General features: G+C 69.4%; 21 protein-coding genes. 14 read left to right on the plus strand and 7 right to left on the minus strand.

Annotation, left to right across the window (positions count from 1 at the left end; all coding sequences use genetic code 11):
* The first annotated feature begins 6 nt into the window (after positions 1–6).
* Genes BLW00_RS06790 through BLW00_RS06805 form a run of 4 tightly spaced genes read left to right on the plus strand, consistent with a single transcriptional unit; the run spans position 7 to position 3,716 of the window.
* A complete protein-coding gene (locus BLW00_RS06790) occupies positions 7–933 on the plus strand; it encodes an acetaldehyde dehydrogenase (acetylating) (RefSeq protein WP_092550916.1) in 927 nt (308 codons plus the stop codon).
* Complete coding sequence (dmpG, locus tag BLW00_RS06795) at positions 930–1,952, plus strand: 4-hydroxy-2-oxovalerate aldolase (protein ID WP_217634303.1); 1,023 nt, start codon at positions 930–932, stop codon at positions 1,950–1,952. The genes BLW00_RS06790 and dmpG overlap by 4 nt, the downstream gene beginning before the upstream one ends.
* Positions 1,953–1,993: 41 nt before the next feature.
* Positions 1,994–2,743 (plus strand): IclR family transcriptional regulator, encoded by a 750-nt coding sequence (locus BLW00_RS06800; RefSeq protein WP_092550919.1) that lies wholly within the window; start codon positions 1,994–1,996, stop codon positions 2,741–2,743.
* 43 nt (positions 2,744–2,786) lie between these two features.
* On the plus strand, positions 2,787–3,716 hold the full coding sequence (locus BLW00_RS06805; RefSeq protein WP_092550922.1) for a Vgb family protein: 930 nt from the start codon (positions 2,787–2,789) through the stop codon (positions 3,714–3,716).
* Positions 3,717–3,809: 93 nt separating this feature from the next.
* On the opposite strand, the gene BLW00_RS06810 is transcribed toward BLW00_RS06805, so the two are convergent.
* The gene (locus BLW00_RS06810) at positions 3,810–4,085 is read right to left on the minus strand and encodes a glutaredoxin family protein (RefSeq protein ID WP_245741336.1); all 276 of its coding nucleotides are present in this window, start codon (positions 4,083–4,085) and stop codon (positions 3,810–3,812) included.
* A gap of 141 nt (positions 4,086–4,226) precedes the next feature.
* On the opposite strand from BLW00_RS06810, the gene BLW00_RS06815 reads away from it, so the two are divergent.
* Positions 4,227–5,513 (plus strand): adenylosuccinate synthase, encoded by a 1,287-nt coding sequence (locus tag BLW00_RS06815; protein ID WP_092550925.1) that lies wholly within the window; start codon positions 4,227–4,229, stop codon positions 5,511–5,513.
* A gap of 7 nt (positions 5,514–5,520) precedes the next feature.
* Here BLW00_RS06815 and BLW00_RS06820 read toward each other — a convergent pair whose 3' ends face one another.
* The 5 genes from BLW00_RS06820 to BLW00_RS06840 are packed head-to-tail and all read right to left on the minus strand — an operon-like array spanning position 5,521 to position 10,837.
* Complete coding sequence (locus tag BLW00_RS06820; RefSeq protein WP_092550928.1) at positions 5,521–6,717, minus strand: serine hydrolase domain-containing protein; 1,197 nt, start codon at positions 6,715–6,717, stop codon at positions 5,521–5,523.
* Positions 6,714–7,703: a glycoside hydrolase family protein gene (locus BLW00_RS06825; protein ID WP_092550930.1), complete on the minus strand. Its 990-nt coding sequence runs from the start codon at positions 7,701–7,703 to the stop codon at positions 6,714–6,716. The genes BLW00_RS06820 and BLW00_RS06825 overlap by 4 nt, the downstream gene beginning before the upstream one ends.
* 7 nt (positions 7,704–7,710) lie before the next feature.
* On the minus strand, positions 7,711–8,535 hold the full coding sequence (locus BLW00_RS06830) for a carbohydrate ABC transporter permease (protein ID WP_092550933.1): 825 nt from the start codon (positions 8,533–8,535) through the stop codon (positions 7,711–7,713).
* Positions 8,532–9,488, minus strand: coding sequence for a carbohydrate ABC transporter permease (locus BLW00_RS06835; protein WP_245741439.1), 957 nt, complete (start codon positions 9,486–9,488; stop codon positions 8,532–8,534). The genes BLW00_RS06830 and BLW00_RS06835 overlap by 4 nt, the downstream gene beginning before the upstream one ends.
* Complete coding sequence (locus BLW00_RS06840; RefSeq protein ID WP_092550936.1) at positions 9,488–10,837, minus strand: ABC transporter substrate-binding protein; 1,350 nt, start codon at positions 10,835–10,837, stop codon at positions 9,488–9,490. The genes BLW00_RS06835 and BLW00_RS06840 overlap by 1 nt, the downstream gene beginning before the upstream one ends.
* A 153-nt stretch (positions 10,838–10,990) precedes the next feature.
* Between BLW00_RS06840 and BLW00_RS06845 the strand changes: the two genes are divergently transcribed.
* Complete coding sequence (locus BLW00_RS06845; RefSeq protein ID WP_092550939.1) at positions 10,991–12,073, plus strand: LacI family DNA-binding transcriptional regulator; 1,083 nt, start codon at positions 10,991–10,993, stop codon at positions 12,071–12,073.
* A 66-nt stretch (positions 12,074–12,139) separates the two neighbouring features.
* Here the strand turns inward: BLW00_RS06845 and BLW00_RS06850 are convergent, their stop codons facing one another.
* On the minus strand, positions 12,140–13,153 hold the full coding sequence (locus BLW00_RS06850) for a LacI family DNA-binding transcriptional regulator (RefSeq protein ID WP_092550943.1): 1,014 nt from the start codon (positions 13,151–13,153) through the stop codon (positions 12,140–12,142).
* 179 nt (positions 13,154–13,332) lie between these two features.
* On the opposite strand from BLW00_RS06850, the gene BLW00_RS06855 reads away from it, so the two are divergent.
* Genes BLW00_RS06855 through BLW00_RS06890 form a run of 8 tightly spaced genes read left to right on the plus strand, consistent with a single transcriptional unit; the run spans position 13,333 to position 23,475 of the window.
* On the plus strand, positions 13,333–14,622 hold the full coding sequence (locus BLW00_RS06855) for an extracellular solute-binding protein (protein ID WP_092550946.1): 1,290 nt from the start codon (positions 13,333–13,335) through the stop codon (positions 14,620–14,622).
* A 10-nt stretch (positions 14,623–14,632) separates the two neighbouring features.
* Complete coding sequence (locus tag BLW00_RS06860; protein WP_092550949.1) at positions 14,633–15,664, plus strand: carbohydrate ABC transporter permease; 1,032 nt, start codon at positions 14,633–14,635, stop codon at positions 15,662–15,664.
* Positions 15,661–16,569 carry a carbohydrate ABC transporter permease gene (locus BLW00_RS06865; protein WP_092550952.1) on the plus strand — a complete coding sequence of 303 codons (909 nt, stop codon included), beginning with the start codon at positions 15,661–15,663 and terminating at the stop codon, positions 16,567–16,569. The genes BLW00_RS06860 and BLW00_RS06865 overlap by 4 nt, the downstream gene beginning before the upstream one ends.
* Positions 16,570–16,574: 5 nt before the next feature.
* Positions 16,575–18,941 (plus strand): beta-xylosidase/alpha-l-arabinosidase, encoded by a 2,367-nt coding sequence (locus BLW00_RS06870; protein ID WP_092550955.1) that lies wholly within the window; start codon positions 16,575–16,577, stop codon positions 18,939–18,941.
* A gap of 25 nt (positions 18,942–18,966) precedes the next feature.
* Positions 18,967–20,157 carry a Gfo/Idh/MocA family protein gene (locus BLW00_RS06875; RefSeq protein ID WP_092550958.1) on the plus strand — a complete coding sequence of 397 codons (1,191 nt, stop codon included), beginning with the start codon at positions 18,967–18,969 and terminating at the stop codon, positions 20,155–20,157.
* Entirely contained in the window at positions 20,154–20,855 is a 702-nt protein-coding gene (locus BLW00_RS06880) for a ThuA domain-containing protein (protein ID WP_092550961.1), read from the plus strand. Before BLW00_RS06875 ends, BLW00_RS06880 begins: the two co-directional genes overlap by 4 nt.
* Entirely contained in the window at positions 20,834–21,928 is a 1,095-nt protein-coding gene (locus BLW00_RS06885) for a Gfo/Idh/MocA family protein (RefSeq protein WP_092550963.1), read from the plus strand. Before BLW00_RS06880 ends, BLW00_RS06885 begins: the two co-directional genes overlap by 22 nt.
* On the plus strand, positions 21,925–23,475 hold the full coding sequence (locus BLW00_RS06890) for an alpha-N-arabinofuranosidase (RefSeq protein WP_245741338.1): 1,551 nt from the start codon (positions 21,925–21,927) through the stop codon (positions 23,473–23,475). The genes BLW00_RS06885 and BLW00_RS06890 overlap by 4 nt, the downstream gene beginning before the upstream one ends.
* Positions 23,476–23,543 lie beyond the last annotated feature (68 nt).

Consider the following 23,543-nt stretch of genomic DNA (forward strand, 5'->3'; position numbering starts at 1 on the left):
ATCACCATGACCAAGACCGCCGCGATCGTCGGCTCCGGGAACATCGGCACCGACCTGATGTTCAAGCTGCTGCGCCGATCGACCGAGATCACCCCTACGATCATGATCGGCATCGACCCCGAGTCCGACGGGCTGGCCCGAGCCGGCCGACTCGGTCTCGCCACCTCCGCCGCTGGCGTCGACTGGCTGCTCCAGCACGACGAGCGGCCCGACTTCGTCTTCGAGGCGACCTCGGCCAAGGCGCACCTGGCCAATGCTCCGCGCTATCGGGAGGCCGGCATCACCGCCATCGACCTCACCCCCGCGGCGGTGGGTCCATACCTGTGCCCGGCGGTGAACCTCGACGCACTCGGGGAGGTCGGCAACGTCAACATGATCACCTGCGGCGGGCAGGCGACCACGCCGATCGTCGCGGCCGTGAGCCGGATCGTGCCGGTGGAGTACGCCGAGATCGTCTCCTCGATCGCCTCACGGTCGGCCGGGCCGGGCACTCGAGCGAACGTGGACGAGTTCACGGAGACCACCGCCGCGGCGCTCTCCGCCGTGGGAGGAGCGGAGCGCGGAAAGGCGATCATCATCATCAACCCGGTCGATCCGCCGATGATCATGCGCAACACGGTGTACTGCACCATCCCGGCCGAGGTCGCGGAGGCGGGGCCTGCACAGGACGCCGTCCGCGAATCGATCGCACGGATGGTCGAGTCGGTCCAGGACTACGTGCCCGGTTACTCGCTGAGGGTCGACCCGCAATTCGATCCGCCCCGATCCGACTGGAACGGCCACGGTCGTGTGGGGGTCTGGCTGGAGGTGCGCGGTGCGGGCGACTACCTGCCCGATTACGCCGGCAATCTCGACATCATCACGGCGGCGGCTGTGCGCACGGCTGATCTGCTCGCATCCCGCCGCACGACCGCCTCGGAGGCCACAGCATGACCATGCAGCACGATCTCGCCGTCCGCCTGACCGACACCACGCTGCGCGACGGCTCGCACGCCGTCAGCCATCGATTCACTGTTCCGCAGGTGCGTACGGTGGTGCGTGCGCTCGACGACGCCGGTGTGCAGGTGATCGAAGTGACGCACGGCGACGGCCTGGGCGGCTCGAGTTTCAACTACGGATTCTCCGCGACGCCCGAACTCGAGCTGGTGGCCGCCGCCGTCGACGAGGCGCGGCGCGCGCGGATCGCCGTGCTGCTGCTGCCCGGCCTCGGCACCATCCAGGATCTCGACCGGGCGTTCGATGCGGGCGCCTCCATTGCGCGGATCGCCACCCACTCGACCGAGGCCGACATCTCGATCGAGCATTTCGGCCACGCTCGCGAGCTCGGCATGGAGACGGTGGGATTCCTGATGCTCTCGCACCGGGTGGAGCCGCAGGCGCTGGCGAAGCAGGCCAGGATCATGGCCGACGCGGGCTGCCAATGCGTCTACGTGGTCGACTCGGCCGGCGCGCTCATCCTCGAGCAGGTGAGCGACCGGGTCGCCGCGCTCGTCGACGAGTTGCACGGCGACGCCGAAGTGGGCTTCCACGGTCACCAGAACATCAGCTTCGGTGTGGCGAACTCGGTCTTCGCGGCCCGCGCCGGCGCGACGCAGATCGACGGCACGCTGATGGGCCTCGGTGCCGGTGCAGGCAATTCGCCGACCGAAGTGCTGGCGGTCGCGTTCGAGCGCCTCGGCATCCGCACGGGCGTCGACGCCCAGAAGATCATGGCCGCCGCCGACGAGGCTGCCCGGCCCCTGATCACCCGGATGCCCGTGATGGACCGGCCCTCGATCATGCAGGGCTACGCCGGCGTCTACTCGTCATTCCTCATCCACGCCGAGCGGGCATCGGAGCGTTACGGCGTCCCGGCCTGGCGCATCCTGGAAGAGGCCGGACGGGCCGGTTACGTGGGAGGGCAGGAAGACATGCTGGTGGAGGTCGCCGTGCGGCTCGCCGCTGCGTCGTGACCCCGGTGACCAGGGCTGTGGGGCTCGGATAGCATTCGGGAATGGACGATGCCCGTCACGTGAAGTCGGTGGAGCGCGCACTCGACATCCTGATGGCCTTCAACGCCCGCAATCCGCGGCTCCAGCTGCAGGAGTTGGCGGAGTCGGCGGGCATCCCGAAGTCCAGCGCCCGGCGACTGGCGCTGACGTTGATCTCGGCGGGGTTCCTCGAACAGAGTGCCGACGGCACGTATTGCCTGGGCGGGCGGCTGCTCGAACTGGGCGGCGTGGTCGCGAATGCCGGCGCGCTCAGTGAACTGACCGCCCGCACGATGCGAGAGATCCACGAGGCGTCGGGTGAGTCGGTGCTGGTGGCCGATGTGAACTGGATCGACCGTTCGATCCTCATCACGCACAAGCGCGACGCCGTCCACCTGCTCTCGATCTCGTCGCCCGTCGGCAAGCGAACGGCGCTCGGGACCGGATGCATCACGAAAGCCGCCCTCGCTGCACTCCCCGCCGCAGAGGCCGAGCGCGTGGTGGCGCACATGGCGTTCGCCCGCAAGACGCCTCGATCCGTCGCCAGCGCGAGTGAGCTCCTCGGCCAGCTCGAGGTCATCCGCGCGCAGGGTTGGGCGAGTGAGGAAGGGGAGTTCATCGACGGCGTGTCGGGGGTGGCCGTCGCCGTCGTCGAGAACGAGCGACCGATCGGCGCGGTGGCGGTCATCGCGCCGTCTTCCCGCGCTCCCCGTTCGTCGCTCGAGACCTGGGGGGCTCTCATGAGCGCCTCCCTGGGGCGGGGTGTGACGTGATGACTCGTGGAGACGTCGGGAAGCCGCTCGGTAGTCTCAGGAGATGAGCTCCATCACCGTGCACGAGGTCGCATCCGCCGACGAGGGACCGTACGGAGTGGCCGTCACCGACGACGGCGCCGTGTGGTGCACACTCGTGCACGCGGGGGCCGTGCTCCGGGTGGTCCGGGATGTCGGCGGCGGCGTCGCGGTGACGCGTATCGATCTGCTGGGGCCGGGCATCCCGAGCGTGTCTGCAAGACCGGGCGCGGGCAAGCCGCAGACCGCACAGGTCGCCGCCGCGGGCGAGGACACCGTGTGGGTCACCGACACCGCGGGTGACGCGGTGCTGCTGGTCGGGCCGACCGGCATCCTGCGCCGCATCGACGTTCCGACGCCCGGCGCCCAGCCGTTCGGCATCGCCACCCAGGCCGACGGAACCACCTGGTTCACCGAACTGGGCCGCGATGCCCTGGGCCACATCGACCTCCTCGGCCGCGTGACCGAGTTCCCCGCCGGCATCGACGAGGGATTCGTGTCCATGATCGCCTCCTCGGGCGAGAGCCTCTGGTTCACGGCGAATCAGGCCAACGCGATCGGCTACATCCGCGGCGGCGACTCGGCGGTGCAGCTGTTCGAGGTCCCCACGCCGCACTCCGGGCCCGTGGGCATCACGGTGGGCGACGACGGGGCCGCCTGGTTCTGCGAGATCCTCGCCGGCACCATCGGCCGCGTCGACCGCACTGGCCGCTTCACCGAGTTCGCGCTGCCGTGGCCGGAATCGAAGCCGCACGCCATCGCGGTCGATCCCGCCGGCGGATTCTGGGCCACCCTCTGGGGCTCGAACCAACTCGCCCACATCGCGCTCGACGGCACGATCGAGATCGTCGATCTCCCCGGCTCCCACTCCGAACCGCACGGCCTCGCAGTGGCCGCCGACGGCACGGTCTGGGTCGCCATGGAGTCCGGCGCCCTCCTGGCGATCACCCCGTAACCCTCTTCGCGACCCGCCAAAATCCGCCCCTCTCACCCCGGAATGAGGGCGGATTTTGGCGGGTCGCGAGGAGGCGTGGGGTGGGGAAGGGGGTCAGGGGAGGGCGGCGGCCAGGGCCGTGAGCACCTGGTCGGGCGAGGGGACTCCGGATGCGCGCATCCGCTCCGTGCCGTCGGGCGTCGTGATGACGATGGTCGGCGTGGCGACGATGCCGCGCGCCTCGCTCTCGTCGGGCGCGTCGGCCACGTTCACCTCGCGCCACTCCACCCGCGAGCCGAGCAACGGTGCGATCTGGTCGAGGGTCTGCCGCGTGCTCGTGCAGGCGCCGCAGAAGCTCGACGAGTAGAGCGTGACACTCAGTTCTGCCATGGAAGACCTCCGCGAAAGCCAACCGCCGCGAGGCCTCGGGGATTCCCTGGAGCGCCCCACGATAGAATCGACTGTCAACCGGCACAGTCCGTCGGGCTCTGACATCGACCCTGTCTCTGAACAGCGCCGGAGGGAATCCACATGCCAGCGATCGTCTTGATCGGCGCCCAGTGGGGCGACGAGGGCAAGGGCAAGGCCACCGACCTGCTCGGCAGCCGTGTCGACTACGTCGTGAAGTTCAACGGCGGCAACAACGCCGGCCACACCGTGGTGGTGGGCGACAAGAAGTACGCCCTGCACCTGCTGCCGTCGGGCATCCTGACACCGGGTGTCACGCCCGTCATCTCCAACGGCGTCGTGGTCGACGTGGAGGTGCTCTTCAACGAGCTCGAGGCCCTGGGCTCGCGCGGCGTCGACGTCTCGCGTCTGCTCGTGAGCGCCAACGCCCACGTCATCACGGCCTACCACCGCACCATGGACAAGGTGACCGAACGCTTCCTCGGCAAGCGCCAGATCGGCACCACCGGCCGTGGCATCGGCCCCGCCTACGCCGACAAGATCAACCGAGTGGGCATCCGCATCCAAGACCTCTTCGACGAGGGCATCCTGCGGCAGAAGGTCGAGGGCGCACTCGATCTCAAGAACCACATCCTGGTGAAGGTCTACAACCGCCGTGCCGTCGCCGCCGACGAGGTGGTCGACGACCTGCTCTCCTACACCGAGCGCCTGCGGCCCATGGTGGCCGACACCTCGCTCGTGCTCGATCGAGCGCTGAAAGACGGCAAGACCGTGCTCTTCGAAGGCGGCCAGGCGACGATGCTGGATGTCGACCACGGCACCTACCCCTTCGTCACCTCCTCGAACGCCACCTCGGGCGGTGCAGCCACCGGGTCGGGTGTCGCCCCGAACCGCATCGACCGCGTGATCGGCGTCGTGAAGGCCTACACCACGCGTGTCGGCGCGGGCCCGTTCCCCACCGAGCTCTTCGACGAGTCGGGCGAATTCCTGCGTTCGCAGGGCTTCGAGTTCGGCACCACCACCGGCCGCCCGCGCCGTACCGGCTGGTACGACGCGCCGATCGCCCGTTACACCACGCGCATCAACGGCGTCACTGACTTCGTGCTCACGAAGCTCGACGTTCTGACCGGCCTCCCCACCATCCCGGTGTGCGTCGCCTACGACGTCGACGGCGTGCGGGTCGACGAGGTGCCGGTGTCGCAGACCGACTTCCACCACGCCGTGCCGATCTACGAAGAGTTCGAGGGCTGGACCGAGGACATCACCGGCGCCCGCACCTTCGACGACCTGCCCCCGGCGGCCCAGCGCTACGTGCTGGCCCTCGAGGAGATGAGCGGATCGCGCATCTCGGCCATCGGCGTCGGCCCTTCGCGCGACGCCATCGTCGTGCGGCACGACCTGCTCGAGTAGCGCTCGGTCAGGGCCGCACCGCTGCCGACGACCCGACGACCCGATCCAGGGCCGCGACGATCGCGGTGCCCCGCGGATCGTCGGCCTCCATCCGGTTGGTGAGGAACGCGAATCCGATCTCGTGGCGCCGATCGGCGAAGGCGACCTGTCCACCCGCGCCGTCGTGGCCGAAGCTCTCGGGGCCGAGGTAGCGACGCGCTTCCGAGTCGAGCTGGAAGCCCATCGCCCAGCGCGGCCAGGGTCCGGGAACCGCGAAGAACGGTGCGCCGGATGACTGCACCCGGGTGGCCCGTTCGATCGTGGCGTCGTCGAGCAGGCGAACGCCGTTCGTCTCCGTGACGGTGGCCGACCAGATGGTCGCGAGCGCCCGGGCCGAGCCGATGCCCCCGGCTCCCGGGATCTGCGCCCGTCGCACATCGGCGCGGTTGAACCCGTCGTCGTCGCCGACGAGTCGATCGGGCAGGGCTCCGCCCAGCGTCATCGCACGGAAGGGCCAGTCCACGGCCACGAGGCGCGCCTGCTCGACCTGCCGCAAGTGCAAGGCCTCGAGCGTCGGCCCCACCACCATGTGGGCCACCGAATCCTGCACCTCGTCGGGGAGGCCGACCCACGCATCGACGCCGAGGGGCTCCGCCACGAGCTGCGAGAGGTAGTCGCCCGGCATCCTGCCCGTGACGCGCCGCACCAACTCGCCGGTCAGCCAGCCGTGGGTGATCGCGTGGTAGTTCCACGCTGCGCCGGGTCGCCACAGCGGCTCCTGTTCGGCGAGCAGGGTGGTGGCGCGGTCCCAGTCCAGGATGTCGGCACGCGACCAGTCCACGCGGGGCGCCGAGAGTCCGGCTCGATGCGAGATCGCGTCCTTCACCGCCGTCGAGGCCTTGCCGGCCGCGGCGTACTCGGGCCAGTAGTCGGTCACGAGCGCCTCGTAGTCGAGCCGGCCCTCCTGCACGAGCCGGGCCAGGAGGATCGACATCAGCCCCTTGGTGCAGGAGAAGACGACGCTCGGGGTGTCGGCCTCCCATTCGCGGCCGGTGCGGCCGTCGGCGACGCCCGCCCACAGATCGACCACGACCTCGCCGTGCTGCAGGACGCACAGCGCGGCCCCCGTGTCGACATCGTTCTCGACAGCCGCTCCGAACGCCTCGAGCACGGGTTCGTATCCGGGCGCGACGGTGCCGGAGACGGATGCTCCTCGCGCGCTCACAGCACGAACTCGTTTCGCTGCGCCACCAGCCGGCCGGCGTCGTCCCAACGAAGGGGCACCGGATCGGACAGCCGGCCGACGAAGACGCCGTTCACGCCGATGTTCTCGAACCCCAGAAGGGCCCACTCGCCGTTCGGCCGGAGCACGGCGCGGCCCGCGTACAGGTCGTCGCCCGTCACCCGGTGGGCGTCGCGCAACGAGAGGAGCGGCCCGGAGAAGAGCCCGTCCTCGGGCACGGGCACGGCCCAGACACCGCCGCGCTCGCCGGCGCGCGCCCCGGCCAGGTGGGCCGTGTCGCAGGAGAACAGCAGAACCTGGCGCCCGTCGATCTCCACCAGCTGCAGCACCTCCAGGTGGGCGAAGCCCTCGCCGGGTGCACTGAGCGGCTCGACGGTGCGCCACGTCACGAGGTCGGCGGAGACGACGTGTCCGATGACCCCACGGTCGCGCGGGTCGACGGCCGGGGCGACGTCACGGGAACGGGCGGTGACGAGCATGTGCCACCCGCCCCGCGCATCCTGAGCGATCCAGGGATCGCGCCAGGCCTCCTCGTGCCAGGTGCCGGCGGGGAGCGTCTCATACCAGTCCGAGTCGGCGGAGAGTGACGTGCCGCCCTCCTTGGTCCAGTCGCGCAAGTCGGTCGATGTGGCCATCAAGACGGTCTCGACATTCGTGTGCGCGTCGTCGCGGAGGAATCTCGATCCGGTGTAGTACATGCGCCAGAGCCCCGACGGATCGCGCAGCACGCTGCCCGTCCACGTCGCGGTGGCATCGGGATCGCCCGCGGCCCCGTGCTCGAGCACCACCCCGTGGTCGGCCCAGTTCACCAGATCCACCGACGTGGCGTGGCCGATGGCCGCGTTGCGGTGCCGCAGCTCCGGGTCGCCGAGCGACTTGGGCGCGTGCAGGTAGTAGAGGTGGAACGTGTCGCCGTCGCGCGCGGTCCAGAAGTCCCACACCCAGGCGTGCGGAAGGGAGAAAGTCACGGGGGCTCTAGCCTTTCACGGCGCCCTGGAGCAGGGCGCCGATGAACTGTCGTTGGAAGATGATGTAGATGGCCACGGTCGGCAGCATCACGAGGAGCGAGGCGGCGAACAACAGCGGCAGGGTGTCGATGTACTGGCCCTGGAACGCGCCGAGCGCTCCCGCCATGGTGCGCTTGTCGGGGTCGTCGATCATCACCAGTGGCAGCAGGAACTGGTTCCAGGTCCACAGGAACAACAGGATGCCGAGGGCGGAGAGCGCCGGCCGGGCGAGCGGCAGCTGGATGCGCCGCAGCTCCTGCCAGACACTCGCTCCGTCGACCCGGGCCGCTTCGGAGAGCTCGCGGGGCACCCCGATGAAGTGGGCGCGCATCCAGAACACGCTGAACGGCATGTACAAGCCGATGAGGGGCAGGATGACCGCCCACTGGGTGTTGATGACGCCGAAGGAGGTGAGCTGGTAGTAGAGCGGGATGACGATGGCTTCGAAGGGGATGGTGAGCCCGACGATCATCCCGATCAGCACGGCCCGTCCGCCGGGAATCCGGAGGTTGCCGAGGGCGTAGCCGGCCAGCGTGGCGAAGACGAGGCTCACCGGAACCACGATCGCCACGATGAACAGGCTGGAGAGCATCAGGGTGCCGATCTTGCCCACCAGGAACGCCGTGACGAAGTTCTCCCAGTGCGGATCGGTGGGCCAGGCGAAGCCGTTGGGAATCCGGTCCGGCGACTGCAGTGCCGCGGTCAGCATGCTCGCGAACGGCAGCAGGGTCAGGAGCAGGATCACGACGAGCAGGATGCGCCCGACGATCAGCTCGGTGCGGTTGACGATCATTGGTCGCGCTCCCGGGACAGTCTCTGGATGGGGATGACGATGATCAGCACGAACACGAGCAGCACGATGCCGAATGCCGAGGCGAGGCCCACCTGGCTCTGCGCGAACGCGAGCCGGAAGATCGAGATGCCCGGCACCAGGGTCGTGGTGCCCGGACCGCCCTTGGTGGTCGTGTAGATGATGTCGAAGGTGCTGAGGGCGGCGATCACGGTGATCGTCACGAGCACGGCGATCTCCTGGCGGAGGCCCGGCAGGGTGACGGTGACGAACTCGCGGAACCAGCCCGCACCGTCCAGCCGCACCGCTTCGTAGAGGGAGCCGTCGATCTTTCCCATGCCGGTCAGCAGCAGCACCGTGCAGAGGCCGGTGAGAACCCAGGAGCCGATCAGGCCGACCGCGGGGAGTGCGGTGTCGAACTCGGCGAGCCACGACCGGGAGAGGAAACCGAGTCCCACGCCGTTCAGGATCGAGTTGATCGTGCCGCTCTGGGCGTACATCCACGACCAGGCGATGCCGGCGGCGACCAGGGGCACGATCTGGGGGAGGAACAGGATCGTGCGCGAGGCGGTGGCGAACGGACCGGGCCGCATGGTGCGGAGCAGGCTCGCGAGCGCGAGGCCCGCGACGATCGGGATGCCCGAGAAGAACAGGATCAGGATCAGCGCGTTGAAGATCGGCGCCAGCAGTTGCGGGTTCGTGAAGATCTCGACGTAGTTGCCGATGCCCACCCAGGTGGAGGCGCCGATTCCGTTCCATTTGTAGAACGAGTACTGCACCGCGGTGATCAGCGGGTACACGACGAAGCCGAGGTAGGAGAGCAGGGCCGGCAGCACCATCAGCCAGCCCACGGCGATCAGACGACGTGCACTGCGCCCGCGGCGCCGGCGGGGTGAGGGGGCCGGCACGGCCGGGGCGGATGTCGCCGCCCCGGCCGTGCCGTCGTCGGTGGCGATCACTGGGATGCGAGGTCCTTCTCGTAGAACTCCTGCGTGGCCTTCAGGAAGTCCTCGGGCGTGATCTTGCTGGTGAGCAGCAGCTGCTCGTTCGGCTGGAGCGAGCCCTGGTAGATGCCGGCCGTCGAGTTCGCCATGAAGTCGGTGAACCCGTCGTCGGCGCCGACCTCGGCCGAGAGCTCGAGCGCCTTCGCGATCAGGCTGCCCTCCTCCACGGTCGGCAGCGCCTGTGCCGGGTCGCCTCCGGGGGAGGCGCCGGTGACGTCGACCACGATCTGGCGAGCCTTGTCATTGGTGGCGATCCAGTTGAGGAAGAAGGCGGTGGCGTCGGCGTTCTTCGCCTTCGCCGGGATGGCGAAGGTGTTGCCGGTGCCCATCGCGACGTAGGGGTCGCCGGCGGCGACGGGCGGCATCAGGAAGAACTGGGCGTTGCCGGTGCCGAGGCCCTTGTCGACGTTCGCCGCGTCCCAGTTGCCGTCCCACATGAACAGGCCCTGGCCGGCGGTGAAGTTCGACACCATCGTGGTGTAGTTGATGGCGTTGACGTCGGGGGGAAGGTAGCCCTTCTCGGCCCATTCCTGGAAGGTCGTCGCGCCCTGCAGCGCCGCATCCGTCTGGATGGTGGCACCGGGCTTGTTGAACATCCAGTCGACCAGCGGCTGCTTGTCGCCGTACTGGTTGATCAGGGCCTGCAGCACGAACGTGCCCACGCCGTCCTGCATACCGGTCTGGATCGGCAGCACGCCCGCATCCTTCGCCTTCTGGAGGTCGGCCTCGAGCTCGTCGATGGTGGCCGGGACCTCCGTGATACCCACCTGGTCGGCGATCTTCTGGTTCATGTAGATGCCGGTGACGCTGTAGCCGATGCCGAACTGCCACAGCGATCCGTCGCCGCGCACGCCGTTGTCATCCATCCGCGCGCCCGCCAGCTGGCCCGCGGGGAACGTGTCCCAGCCGTAGGCGTCGAAGTACGGGTCGAGGTTCGTCAGCAGGCCGTCCTTCACCGTGGTGCCGAGGGTGGAGAGCCGGATGAGGTCGGGCGCGTCGTCACTGGCGAGCAGGCGCGGCGAGTTCGCCAGGAGGTTCTGGAAGCTGTCGCGCTTGATGTCGAACTTCACGTTCGGGTACTGCTTCGTGAACTCGTCGGCGAGATCGGAGGTGACCGGGAACCCCGTCTCGTCCTGGATCGTGATGGTGATGTCTTCGGTCGGAGCGTCGGTGCTCACCGCTCCGGACGCCTGGGTGGCGGGTGCGGATGTGCCCGGCGCGCAGGCGGCCAAGCCGAGCAGCAGAGCGGCCGCCGTCGCCGTGAGGGCGACGGCACGCCGTCGGGTGTTTCTGGGTGCCATGGTGACTCCTTCGTCAGGGTGGAAGTGATGACGTTCGGTGCTAGGAGGCGGTGCTAAATGCATTTACCACCGACTGCGCATATACTTACTCGCTCAGGAGGGCATGTCAAGTCGCGGCCTGCCGAAGCGTCTGAACAGCCGGAACGGGGGAGTATGTCCGCGAAGCGGAGCACGTTGGCGGATGTCGCGCGCCTGGCCGGTCTCTCGCCCACGGCGGCGTCGCTCATCCTCAACGGCAAGCCCGACACCCGCTTCTCGGCCGAAGCGCACGAACGGGTGCACGCCGCTGCGGCCCGGCTCGGCTACCGGCCGAACATCGGAGCCCGTGCCTTGCGCACCGATCGCACGCTCTCGATCGCGTTCATCTCCGACGTCGTCGCGACGACGCGTTTCGCGAGCGGCCTGATCCAGGGCGCCCTCGAGGAGGCCGAGCGGGCGGGGCACGTGGTTCTGGTGATGGAGACGCGAGGAGAGCCCGCCCGCGAGGCCGAGGCGATCGAAGCGGTGCTCGACCGCCAGGTCGACGGCATCATCTTCGGCACCATGCGCGCGAGGGAGCTCTTCGTGCCCGATTTCCCCGACTCGACGCGAGTGGTGATGCTCAATGCCACGAACCCGCGGTATGGCGTCTCGGTGCTGCCCGACGAAGAGGCCGGCGGCCGGGCGGCCGTCGATCTCCTCGCGGCCGCCGGGCACGCGGAGGGCATCGCCCTCATCGGCCAGAACGACGAGGCCGAGCGCGATCTGTTCCGCTCCGCCACGGTCGCGCGCAGGGTGAACGGCCTGCGGTCGGAGCTGACGGAGCTCGGGCTGACCCTGGTGGCCGAGGAGTCGTGCTGGGAGTGGGAGCCGCACAACGGCTACGAGCTCACGGCCGAGCTGCTCGACCGCCGAGATGACATCCGGGCACTGCTGTGCATGAACGACCGCCTCGCATTCGGCGCCTATCAGGCCTGCAGCGAACGCGGTCTCGCCGTGGGCCGGGACATCTCGGTCGTCTCGTTCGACAACGATGAGCTGGCCTCCTATCTCCGCCCGGGATTGACGACGATCGGGCTCCCGCACGTGGAGATGGGGCGCGAGGCCGTGAAACTCCTGCTGTCGGATGCCGCGCCCGGTCAGCGCCTGGTGCCGATGCCGATCGTGGAGCGGCACTCCATCGCCACGGTCGACACGACGAGCGAGAGCGCGCGCCGGGCGCAGGCGCGACTGGCCGCCGGCCGAATCGCCGGCTGAGACGCGGCGGTTTCGACGGGCACTCGGTTTCCGCTCGCGGTGGCGAGGTGGTTCGCGGCGGCCAGGTCACCGCGGAAGAGAGGAGCGCGGCGGGGCCGTCGTCGCCCGGCGGATGAGCCGGGTGGGCAACCGGATGTGCGTCGACTCGGGGGTCTCGCCGTTCATCAGCGCCACCAGCAGCTCGGCGGCATTGGCGCCCATGCTCTGCATCGGCTGCCGGATGGTGGTGAGCGGCGGGGTGAGCCGGGAGGCCTCCGGCACGTCGTCGAAGCCGATCACGGAGAGGTCGCCGGGAACCTCGAGGCCGAGTTCGGCGGCGGTCTGGATGATGGCGATGGCCGAGAGGTCGTTGGCGGCGAAGATCGCGGTGGGCCGGTTCGGCGACGACAGCAACGACGCGGCCGTCGTGCGCGCCGTCTCCGTCTCGTAGAGACCCACCCGCACCAACGTGGGATCGAACGGGATGCGCGCCATCTCGAGGGCGCGCCGGTAACCGGCATCCCGCAGCACCGACGACCGCAGATCGGGGCGGCCGGCGACGAAGGCGATGCGGGTGTGCCCGAGCTCGATGAGGTACTGGGTGGCCTGCAAGGCGCCGCCGAAGCTGTCCGACTCGACCGTGGGCAGGTCGGCCCGGCCGGTGTGCGGGTCGACCGCGACGATCGGCACCTCGGCGTTCACCCCCACGACGGTGGGGGTGACGATGATCGCGCCGTCGATCAGCGTTCCGCTCAGCCGGCTGAGCGATCGCTGCTCCCATCCGGCCCCCTCGTGCTGGCGCGAGGCGCTGTAGGCGAGCAGATCGAGGCGGGATTCGTGCAGCGCCGACGCGACGCCCTTCAGGATCTCGGCGCTGAACGGTTCGAAATCGGCCACCAGCACCCCGATCACACCGGTGCGCCGGGAACGCATGCTGCTGGCGATGAGGCTCGACTCGTAGCCGAGCTCCTCCACCGCATCCAGAACGCGGCGCGTGGTCTCGCTCGAGATGCCGTAGCGCCCGTTCACGGCTTTCGACACCGTCGAAACGGAGACGCCGGCGGCGGCGGCGACGTCGTGGATGGTGGCTCGGCGAGACATGGACACAGCATAGTCACAGAGATGGAAAATGTTTTCGAAAACGTTTGACACTCGTTCTCGGTCTGGAGAAACTCGTGTCCTGAGGGAGCGCGACGACGAATCGACGACCTCCTGCACTTCACATCCCTGGCGCCTCGACGACGATGGTGCCGCTCAACGAAGAGAACAGGTTGAATCACATGAAGGCACGAAAGATCCTCGCCGGATCTGCGATCCTCGCATTGGGGGCTCTCGGTCTCAGCGCGTGCAGCTCGGGATCGGGCTCCGGCAGCACCGACGGAGCCGTGACCATGAGTCTCTGGCAGAACTCCACCACCGGTCCCGGCAAGGCATTCTGGGACAAGACGGCAGCCGATTTCGAGGCGGCCAACCCGGGGGTCACCATCGATGTCCAGACCGTGCAGAACGAAGACCTCGACGGCAAACTCCAGACCGCCATGAACTCCGGTGACGGCCCGGAGATCTTCCTCCAGCGCGGTGGCGGCAAGATGGCGGCGATGGTGGCCGCCGGCCAGGTGATGGACATCACCGACAAGATCTCCGACGACGCCACGAGCCAGATCCCCGAGGGCTCGTTCAAGGCCGAGCAGCTCGACGGCAAGACCTACGCCATGCCGGTCGCCGTGCTCCCGGGCGGCATCTTCTACAGCAAGGACCTGTTCGAGGCCGCCGGCATCACCGAGACGCCGGCCACGATCGACGACCTCGAGTCGGCGGCGCAGAAGCTGAAGGCCGCAGGCAACCAGGGCATCGCGCTCGGCGCCAAGGACGCGTGGCCCGCTGCGCACTGGTACTACTTCTTCGCCCTGCGCGAGTGCAGCCCCGACACGCTGGCCAAGGCGGCCGACGAGAAGAGCTTCGACGACGAGTGCTGGGTCAAGGCCGGAGAAGACCTCGAGTCGTTCGCCGCGACCGATCCGTTCAACGAGGGCTTCCTCACCACGTCGGCCCAGCAGGGCGCGGGCAGCTCGGCCGGCCTCCTCGCCAACCACCAGGCCGGCATGGAGCTGATGGGAGCCTGGGATCCGGGAGTGATCGCGTCGCTCACCCCCGACACCAAGCCGCTGCCCGACCTCTCCTGGTTCCCCTTCCCCGAGGTGCAGGGCGGCGAGGGCGAGCCCGGCTCGATCCTCGGCGGCGTCGACGGATACTCCTGCGCAGCGGATGCCCCGCCGCAGTGCGTCGACTTCCTCAACTACATCGCCACCCCCGAGGTGCAGGAGGCCTACTACGTGGCCTTCAACGCCCCGCCGGTGAACACCGAAGCGCAGAAGGCGGTCACCGAGCCCTACCTGCAGGAGATCCTCAAGGCCTACAACGCGGCCCCCTACGTCTCGCAGTGGCTCGACACGGTCTACGGACTGAACGTGGGCAACGCGCTGAACGTCGGCGTGGTCGACCTGCTGGCCGGCAAGAGCTCACCCGAGCAACTCGTGCAGACGGTCAACGACGCCGCCAAGAAGGCGTAGGAGACCCGACATGCAGGTTCGCGAGACGACCGCGCCCGAGCTCGACGCGACGGCCGATCTCGAGACGACCGGGGGCGGTGGCACCACGCCGCCGCCCCCGGCGCCTGTCCGCAAGCAGCCGCGCAAGCGGATCAGCTGGACGACGCGGCTCGAGATCATCCTGCTGGCGGGGCCGGCGCTGGTGATCTTCGTCGCCTTCGTGATCTTCCCGGTCGCGGTGGCCGGCTACTACGGCTTCTTCAGCTGGCAGGGTTACGGCCCCGCGGTCGACTTCGTCGGGCTGCGCAACTACATCACCATCCTGCAAGACCCGGCCTTCCACGACGCCCTGCTGCACAACGGCATGATCGCCGTGCTCTCGCTCGTGTTCCAGGGGCCGGTGGCCATCCTGCTGGCCCTGCTGCTGAACCGGCGCATCCGGGGCCAGTCGATCATCCGGGTGCTCATCTTCGTGCCCTACGTGATCTCCGAGGTCGTCGTGGGCACCGGCTGGAGCCTCATGCTCCAGACCAACGGAGCGCTGAACGGCCTGCTCGAGAACATCGGCCTCGGCGGTCTCGCGCAGGACTGGCTGGCCAATCCGGATCTCGCGATCTGGACCCTGATGGTCATCATCACCTGGAAGTACGTGGGCTTCGCGGTCATCCTCTTCCTCGCGGGCCTGCAGGGCATCCCCGAAGAGCTCACCGAGGCCGCCTCGATCGACGGCGCCTCGTTCTGGCAGATCCAGCGCAGCATCACGCTGCCGCTGCTCGGCCCGACGCTGCGCATCTGGGCGTTCCTGTCGATCATCGGATCGCTGCAGCTGTTCGACCTCGTCTACATCATCTGGGGTCAATACGTCTCGTCGACCGCCGGCACCTCCACCATGGTCACCTACATGGTGACCAACGGCCGCAACGCCGGCAGCTACGGCTACGGCAGCGCCGTCGCCGTCGTGCTCTTCGTCATCTCACTCGTCGTCGCCCTGGTCTACCAGCGGTTCGTGCTCCGTCGCGACACCGAAGGCGCCCTCACCGGAAAAGGAGGCAAGCGCGGATGACCGCCACCATCGCCTCGAACCCCGCCAGCCGCACGACCGTCGCGGCCCCCGGCCCGGCCCGCCGCCGCCGTTCGAAGGGCAAGGCGCCCCTGCAGGGCGGCAACGTCCTGGTCTACTTCGTGGCCCTCGTGGTCATCGCGCTGATGCTGGCGCCCGTCGCCTACATCATCTTCGGCGGCTTCCGCACGAACTCGCAGATCACGGTCGATCCGGCCGGCCTGCCGAGCCCCTGGAACGTGCAGAACTACCTCGACGTGCTCACGGGCGGCGTGTTCTGGAACCAGGTGCTCAACTCCACCATCGCCGCCGTCGTCACCACGCTCGGGGTCGTCGCGCTGGGGCTCATGGCCAGCTACGTGATCGCCCGCTACGAGTTCCGTGGTCGCGGGGTGATGTACTCGGTGTTCGCCGCCGGCCTGATGTTCCCCATGACGGTCGCCATCACGCCGCTCTACATCGTGGTGAAGAACATCGGCCTCATGAACTCGCTCGGCGGCGTCATCCTGCCGCAGATCGCCTTCGCGCTGCCGACGACCATCATCATCCTGGTGCCTTTCCTGCGAGCCATCCCGCGCGAGATCGAAGAGGCGGCGTTCATCGACGGATGCAGCCGGCTCGGCTTCTTCTGGCGCATGGTGGTGCGGCTCGCGATGCCCGGGGTCATCACCGTGGGCATCCTCGCGTTCATCGCGAGCTGGAACAGCTACCTGCTGCCCCTGTTCATCCTCAACAACGAGGCGACGTTCACCCTGCCGCTCGGCGTGCAGGCCTTCTCGTCGCAGTACTCCGTCGACACCGCGAAGGTGCTCGCCTTCACCTCGCTGTCGATGATCCCCGCCCTGGTGTTCTTCAGCCTGTTCGAGCGCCGCATCGTCGGCGGCTTGACCGGCGCCGTCAAGGGCTGACCCGCATGACTTCCGAAGAAAGTGAGCTCCCCGTGAGCCTTCCGCACCTCCCCGCCGTCTCCGAGCGGGTTCGCCGGCTGCACGCCGGCATGACCCTCGAGGAGAAGCTGGCGCAGATCGTGGGGTACTGGGTCGACCAAGGGGGCGAAGTGGTGGCGCCGATGGCCGACGAGATGGCGACGTCGACCGGCTACGCGGATGCGACCGTGCACGGCATCGGGCACCTCACCCGCGTCTACGGCACGCGGCCGGTCGATCCGGTCGAGCGGGCGGGCTGGCTCTGGGAGGAGCAGCGGCGGCTGAAGGAGAAGACGCGGCTCGGCATCCCGGCGCTCGTGCATGAGGAGTGCCTCACCGGCCTGGCCGCGTGGAAAGCGGCCACTTTCCCCACCCCGCTGGCGTGGGGTGCCGCCTTCGATCCCGAGCTCGTGGCCGAGATGGGCCGGCTGATCGGCGAGTCGATGCGACAGCTCGGCATCCATCAGGGCCTGGCGCCCGTGCTCGACGTCATCCGCGATCCGCGCTGGGGCCGGGTCGACGAGTGCATCTCCGAAGACCCCTACGTGGTGGGAACGATCGGAACCGCGTATGTGCGGGGGCTGCAGAGCGCCGGAGTGCACGCCACCCTCAAGCACTTCGTGGGCTACTCCGCTTCGCAGGCGGGGCGCAACCACGCCCCCGCCCACCTCGGCCGCCGCGAGCTGAACGACGTGCTCCTGCCGCCGTTCGAGATGGCGGTGCTCGACGGCGGGGTGCGCTCGGTGATGAACTCCTACGCCGAGATCGACGGCACCCCGGTGGCCGCCACCACCGAGTACCTCACCGACATCCTGCGCGAGCTCTGGGGCTTCGACGGCGTCGTGGTGTCGGACTACTTCTCGGTGGCGTTCCTGCAGCTGATGCACGCCGTGGCCGCCGACGGCGGCGAGGCGGCCGAGATCGCTCTCGCCGCCGGCATCGACGTCGAGTTGCCGACCGGCGACGCCTACCTGCAGCCGTTGGCCGACCGCATCCGGGCCGGTGACGCCGACGAAGCTCTCGTCGATCGTGCCGTGCTGCGGGTGCTCGCCCAGAAGGAGGACCTCGGACTCCTCGACGAGACCTTCGACGCCGCACCCACGGAGATCGACCTCGACTCGCCCGAGCACCGCGCCGTCGCCCGCCGGCTCGCCGAGGAGTCGATCGTGCTGCTCACCAACGACGGATCGCTGCCGCTGGTGTCGCTCGATGGCCGTGCACCCGCATCCGTCGCCCTGATCGGGCCGAACGCCGACTCGGCCGAGGCGCTGATGGGCTGCTACTCCTTCGTGAACCACGTGCTCGCCCATCACCCGGGCATGCCGATCGGATTCGAGATCCCCACCGTGCTCGAGGCCCTGCGGGCCGAACTGTCCGCAACCGAGATCGTGAGCGCTCACGGAGTCGACGTCGAGGGCGACGATCGCTCGGGCATCGCCGCCGCCGTCGCAGCGGCGCAGGCGGCCGAGGTGGCCGTGGTGGTCGTCGGCGACCGGGCCGGACTGTTCGGCCGCGGCACGGTCGGCGAGGGCAACGACGTCGAGAGCCTCGAGCTGCCCGGCGTGCAGCGCGAACTCGTCGAAGCCGTGATCGCCACCGGAACCCGCGTGGTGCTGGTGATCTGCTCCGGCCGCCCTTATGCGATCGACTGGGCGGTGAGTGGACCGGATGCTCCCGCCGCCGTGCTGCAGGTCTTCTTCCCGGGCGAAGAGGGCGGCGCGGCCATCGCCGGCGTGCTGACCGGCAGCGTGGTGCCCTCCGGCCACCTTCCGGTGTCGCTGCCGCGCTCGGCCGGCGCCCAGCCCTATTCCTACCTGCACCCGATCCTCGGTGGGCCCTCCGAGGTGACGAGCGCCGACAGCACGCCGGTGCTGCCCTTCGGTCACGGCCTGAGCTACACCACCTTCGAGCGCACCGGGCTGGTGGCCGACGCGTCGGTGGCCGCTGGGGGCTCCTTCGGTGCCTCCGTGCGCGTGCGCAACACCGGCGAGCGGGATGCCGCCGACCTCGTGCAGCTCTACGCTCGCGACCTGCAGGGCAGCGTCACCCGACCGGTGGCGCAGTTGCTCGCCTATCAGCGCGTGCTCCTCCCGGCCGGCGCGGAAGCGGTCATCCGCTTCGAGGTGCCCACCACGCGTCTCGCGTTCACCGGTCTCGCCTACGATCGGATCGTCGAGCCCGGCGAGGTGGAGCTCTGGGTCGGCCCGTCGGCGGCCGAGCGCGACACCGCCACGAGCATCCAGGTGATCGGCCCCGTGCACACCGTCACGCTGGCCGATGAGCGCTACGTCGGCGTGAGCGTGGAGCGCAGCGAGCCGGCCGTCGCCGTCGGCGTCCTGGCCGACGCCGGCTGACCCGCGGCGGAAGGGAACGACGACGATGTCTCAGAGCGACGGCCTCCGGGTCGCCTTGATCGGCACGGGGTTCATGGGGCGTGCCCACGCGAACGCCTGGCTCACGGCGCCGCGCTTCTTCGCGTTGCCGCGCGCGGTGCGGCCCGCTCTCGTGGTGGGTCGCGACCCCGCGCGCACGCGGGCGGCGGCCGAGTCGTTCGGCTGGGAGTCGTGGAGCACCGATTGGCGCGAGGCCGTGCAGCGTGACGACATCGACGCGGTCGACATCTGCGTGCCGGGCAACCTGCACGCCGAGATGACCCTTGCCGCGCTGGCCGCCGGAAAGCACGTGCTCTGCGAGAAGCCCTTGGCGAACTCGGTGGGCGAGGCCGAGATCATGACCGATGCCGCCCAGGCCGCCGAATCCCTCGGCGTGCTCTCGATGTGCGGCTTCAGCTACCGCCGCACCCCGGCGCTCGCGCTGGCCAAGCGGTTGATCGACGACGGCCGGATCGGCAGGGTGCGGCACGTGCGCGCCCAATACCTCCAGGACTGGCTGAGCGATGCCACCGCGCCGATGACCTGGCGGCTCGACAAGGAGCAGGCCGGCAGCGGCACCCTCGGCGACATCGGCGCCCACAGCGTCGACCTCGCCCAATGGCTGACCGGCTCGCGCATCTCCGGCGTGTCGGCGCTGCTGCACACCTTCGTGTCGGAGCGTCCGGCGTCCGGCGAGCAGGTGGGCCTCGGCGGAACCGGCGACACGTCGGGCGCGCGTGCAGCCGTGACGGTCGACGACGCGGCCGCCTTCACGGCGCGGTTCGACGACGGCGCGGTGGGGGTGTTCGAAGCCACCCGGATGGCGCTCGGCCGCAAGAACGCGAACCGCATCGAGATCAACGGCACGCGCGGCTCGGTGGCCTTCGACTTCGAGCGGATGAACGAGCTGGAGTTCTTCGAGTCGGAGAGCGACTCGCTGAGCGAAGGATTCCGCCGCGTCCAGGCCACGGAGGCCGGGCATCCGTATCTGGAAGGCTGGTGGCCGGTGGGACACGGCCTCGGCTACGAGCACACGTTCACCCACGAGGTGGTGGACTTCGTGCGGGCGATCGGTGCCGGAACGGCCCCGTCGCCGTCGTTCGGCGAAGCCCTGCAGGTGCAACGGGTGCTGGCCGCAGTCGAGCGCAGTGCCGCCGACGACTCACGATTCACGCACGTCGACAAGGAGAACAGATGACCGCCAGATCAGCGCTCGTGGTGCGGGGAGGCTGGGAGGGGCACCATCCGGTCGAGGCCACGGAGCTCTTCATCCCCTTCCTCGAGGCCCAGGGCTTCGCGGTCGAGGTGCACGATTCCCCCGAGGTGTACGCCGACGCGACCCGGATGGGGGAGCAGGATCTCGTGGTGCAGAGCGTCACCATGTCGCAGATCTCGCCCGAGGCGGTCGCGGGGTTGCGCGCCGCCGTCGAAGGCGGGATGGGCCTCGTGGGCTGGCACGGTGGGATCGCCGACTCGTTCCGCAACGAGTCCGACTACCTCCAGTTGATCGGCGGCCAGTTCGCCACGCACCCCGCGAAGGCTCCGGACGAGCGGGCCGGCGACGAGAGCGACAACTTCCTCGCCCACACGATCGAGATCACCGAGCTCGGGCGGAGTCATCCGATCACGGCCGGCGTCGACCGGTTCGACCTCGTGACCGAGCAGTACTGGGTGCTGCACGACGACCTCATCGACGTGCTCGCCACCACGACGCATCCGGCTCCGCCGTGGCATCCGTGGCACCGCACGATCACGTCGCCGGCCGTCTGGACGAGGCAGTGGGGCGAGGGCCGGATCGTCGTCGCGACGCCCGGTCACAGCGTGGACGTGCTGCACGACGAGAACGTCCGCACCATCATCGAGAGGGGGATGCTGTGGGCCAGTCGCACGGCATAGCGATCGTCGGGCTCGGGGTCATCTCCCGCGCCTATCTGGAGACACTGACCCGGCATCCGCGGTTGCGGATCGTGGCGGTGGCCGATCTCGACGCGGAGCGCGCGCGGGCGACGGCGGCGACGACGGGAGCCGAGGCGCTCACGGTCGACGCGGCGCTCCGGCACCCCGATGTGGAGACGGTGCTGAACCTCACCATTCCGGCCGCGCATGCCGAGGTGGCCCTGGCCGCCATCGCGGCGGGCAAGGACGTCTACGGCGAGAAGCCGCTCGCGGCGACGCTCGCCGACGCCCGCGAGGTCATGGCCGCGGCGGCCGCAGCCGGGGTGCGTGTCGGCAGCGCGCCCGACACGGTGCTCGGCACGGGAACGCAGACGGCGCGGTCGGCCGTGGAGTCCGGGCTGATCGGCCGGCCGGTCTCGGCGACCGCGACCTGGGTGGCTGCAGGGCACGAGGCCTGGCATCCGAACCCCGACTTCTACTACGCGCCGGGCGGTGGACCCCTGCTGGACATGGGGCCGTACTACATCTCGTCGCTAGTCCAGACGCTCGGTCCGGTGGTCGCGGCCATCGGCGCCGCGAGCCGGCTGCGCTCGAGCCGCGTCATCCAGACCGGTCCGCGCGCCGGTGAGGAGATCCCGGTGTCGGTCGACACGCACGTCACCGGCATCCTGGAGCACGCGAACGGCGCGCTCTCCACGATCATCACGAGCTTCGACGGCGTGCGGACCGATGCGAACCCGATCGAGATCCACGGCGAGCGTGGCTCGCTCTCGGTGCCCGATCCGAACTACTTCGGCGGCGAGGTGCGTTCCTTCGCCCTCAGCGGGGAGGAGTGGCAGCCGGTGGCCCCTTCGGCGGGGTTCGAGGACGGCAGCCGGGGCGCGGGCCTCATCGACTTCGTGTTCGGCGATCGCGACCTGCCGCGTGCGTCCGGCGCCATCGGGCTGCATGCCCTCGACGTGATGACCGCCATCCTCGAGTCGGCGCGATCCGGACGCCGAGTCGTCGTGGAGTCGGCGCCCGAACTGCCGCCGCTCGTTCCGCTCACCCCGTCGTCGCGGTGGTTGTCGTGAGCGCCGCCGCGGCCCGGGTCGTGATCGACCTCGACATCCCCGGCCCCACCATCAGCCGGCACCTGTACGGGCACTTCGCCGAGCACCTCGGCCGGTGCATCTACGGCGGGTTCTGGGTGGGCGAGGACTCCCCGGTGCCGAACCAGGGCGGCATCCGTCTCGACGTGGTGGAGGCCCTCCGCGACATCGCGATCCCGAACCTGCGCTGGCCGGGCGGATGCTTCGCCGACGAGTACCACTGGCGCGACGGGATCGGGCCGCGGGAGGAGCGACCCCGGATGGTCAACACCAACTGGGGCGACGTGGTGGAGGACAACAGCTTCGGCACGCACGAGTTCCTGGCGCTGTGCGAGCTGCTCGGCGCCGATCCGTACGTGAACGGCAACGTGGGGTCGGGCACCGTGCGCGAGATGAGCGAGTGGGTCGAATACCTCACCCGCGGAGGCGAATCGCCGATGGCCGCGCTCCGCCGCGCGAACGGCCGGGACGAGCCCTGGCGGGTGCCGTTCTGGGGCATCGGCAACGAGGCCTGGGGATGCGGCGGAAACATGCGCGCCGAGGCATATGCCGATCTCGCCCGGCAGTACGCGACCTATCTGCGTGACCACGGCGACAACACGCTCTACCGGATCGCGGCCGGGGCCGCCGACGACGACTACCGCTGGACCGAGACGCTGATGAAGTCGATCAGCTGCATCGGCTGCGGCGACGGGCCGAAGGACATCTACCAGGCGATCTCGTTCCACTACTACACGATCCCCGGGCCCTGGGAGGACAAGGGCGACGCGACGCGGTTCAGCACCGACGACTACTACGCCACGATGGTGAAGGCGCGTCGGGTCGAGGAGCTCATCCGCGGCCATGCCGCCGTGATGGACGTCTACGACCCCGCGAAGAAGATCGGCCTGGTGCTCGACGAGTGGGGCACCTGGTGGAACGTGGAGGCCGGCACGAACCCCGGCTTCCTCTACCAGCAGAACACCCTGCGGGACGCCCTCGTGGCGAGCGTGCACTTCGACGCCTTCCACGCCCACGCCGACCGGCTGGTGATGGCGAACATCGCCCAGACGGTCAATGTGCTGCAGGCGATGATCCTCACCGATCCGGAGAGCGGGGCTCTCGTGCTCACGCCGAGTTACCACGTCTTCCGGATGAACGTCGGTCACCACGACGCGACCGCCCTGCGGGTGCACGTGGACGCGCCGGAGCTGCATCGCGAGGTCGACGGCCGGCGCCTGGAGCTGCTCTCGGTCTCGGCCTCGACGAGGGGCGACTCGGCACTGTTCTCGCTGACGAACCTCGACGCCGACCGATCCGTCCCGGTGGTCCTGGATCTGCGGGGGCGCACCGTGGTCGGGCAGAGCGCCCGCATCCTGAACGCCGACTCCCTGCAGGCGCACAACACGGCGGCCGATCCGGATGCCGTCACGGTGCGCGACCACGACGTCGAGGTGGTCGACCAGCCGTACGGAGCCGGCATCCGGGTCGAGCTGCCCCCGCATTCCTACGTGACCGTATCCGTGACGCTGGCTGGGAGCGCGCCGTGAGTTTGTTGCCGTATGCGGTTTATCGCGGAAGCCTCCCAGGAATTGGATGGGATAGGGCCGCAAGCTGC

The organism is Herbiconiux ginsengi (assembly GCF_900107435.1).
Classification (GTDB): domain Bacteria; phylum Actinomycetota; class Actinomycetes; order Actinomycetales; family Microbacteriaceae; genus Herbiconiux; species Herbiconiux ginsengi.

Excerpts from the sequence above, each read along its gene's own strand:
- BLW00_RS06875 (WP_092550958.1), top strand. The coding sequence starts at position 18,967 with ATGTCTCAGAGCGACGGCCTCCGGGTCGCCTTGATCGGCACGGGGTTC.
- BLW00_RS06850 (WP_092550943.1), bottom strand. The coding sequence starts at position 13,153 with ATGTCTCGCCGAGCCACCATCCACGACGTCGCCGCCGCCGCCGGCGTC.
- BLW00_RS06855 (WP_092550946.1), top strand. The coding sequence starts at position 13,333 with ATGAAGGCACGAAAGATCCTCGCCGGATCTGCGATCCTCGCATTGGGG.
- BLW00_RS06810 (WP_245741336.1), bottom strand. The coding sequence starts at position 4,085 with ATGGCAGAACTGAGTGTCACGCTCTACTCGTCGAGCTTCTGCGGCGCC.
- BLW00_RS06790 (WP_092550916.1), top strand. The coding sequence starts at position 7 with ATGACCAAGACCGCCGCGATCGTCGGCTCCGGGAACATCGGCACCGAC.
- BLW00_RS06880 (WP_092550961.1), top strand. The coding sequence starts at position 20,154 with ATGACCGCCAGATCAGCGCTCGTGGTGCGGGGAGGCTGGGAGGGGCAC.
- BLW00_RS06830 (WP_092550933.1), bottom strand. The coding sequence starts at position 8,535 with ATGATCGTCAACCGCACCGAGCTGATCGTCGGGCGCATCCTGCTCGTC.
- BLW00_RS06860 (WP_092550949.1), top strand. The coding sequence starts at position 14,633 with ATGCAGGTTCGCGAGACGACCGCGCCCGAGCTCGACGCGACGGCCGAT.
- BLW00_RS06805 (WP_092550922.1), top strand. The coding sequence starts at position 2,787 with ATGAGCTCCATCACCGTGCACGAGGTCGCATCCGCCGACGAGGGACCG.
- dmpG (WP_217634303.1), top strand. The coding sequence starts at position 930 with ATGACCATGCAGCACGATCTCGCCGTCCGCCTGACCGACACCACGCTG.
- BLW00_RS06870 (WP_092550955.1), top strand. The coding sequence starts at position 16,575 with ATGACTTCCGAAGAAAGTGAGCTCCCCGTGAGCCTTCCGCACCTCCCC.
- BLW00_RS06815 (WP_092550925.1), top strand. The coding sequence starts at position 4,227 with ATGCCAGCGATCGTCTTGATCGGCGCCCAGTGGGGCGACGAGGGCAAG.
- BLW00_RS06800 (WP_092550919.1), top strand. The coding sequence starts at position 1,994 with ATGGACGATGCCCGTCACGTGAAGTCGGTGGAGCGCGCACTCGACATC.
- BLW00_RS06845 (WP_092550939.1), top strand. The coding sequence starts at position 10,991 with ATGTCCGCGAAGCGGAGCACGTTGGCGGATGTCGCGCGCCTGGCCGGT.
- BLW00_RS06865 (WP_092550952.1), top strand. The coding sequence starts at position 15,661 with ATGACCGCCACCATCGCCTCGAACCCCGCCAGCCGCACGACCGTCGCG.
- BLW00_RS06840 (WP_092550936.1), bottom strand. The coding sequence starts at position 10,837 with ATGGCACCCAGAAACACCCGACGGCGTGCCGTCGCCCTCACGGCGACG.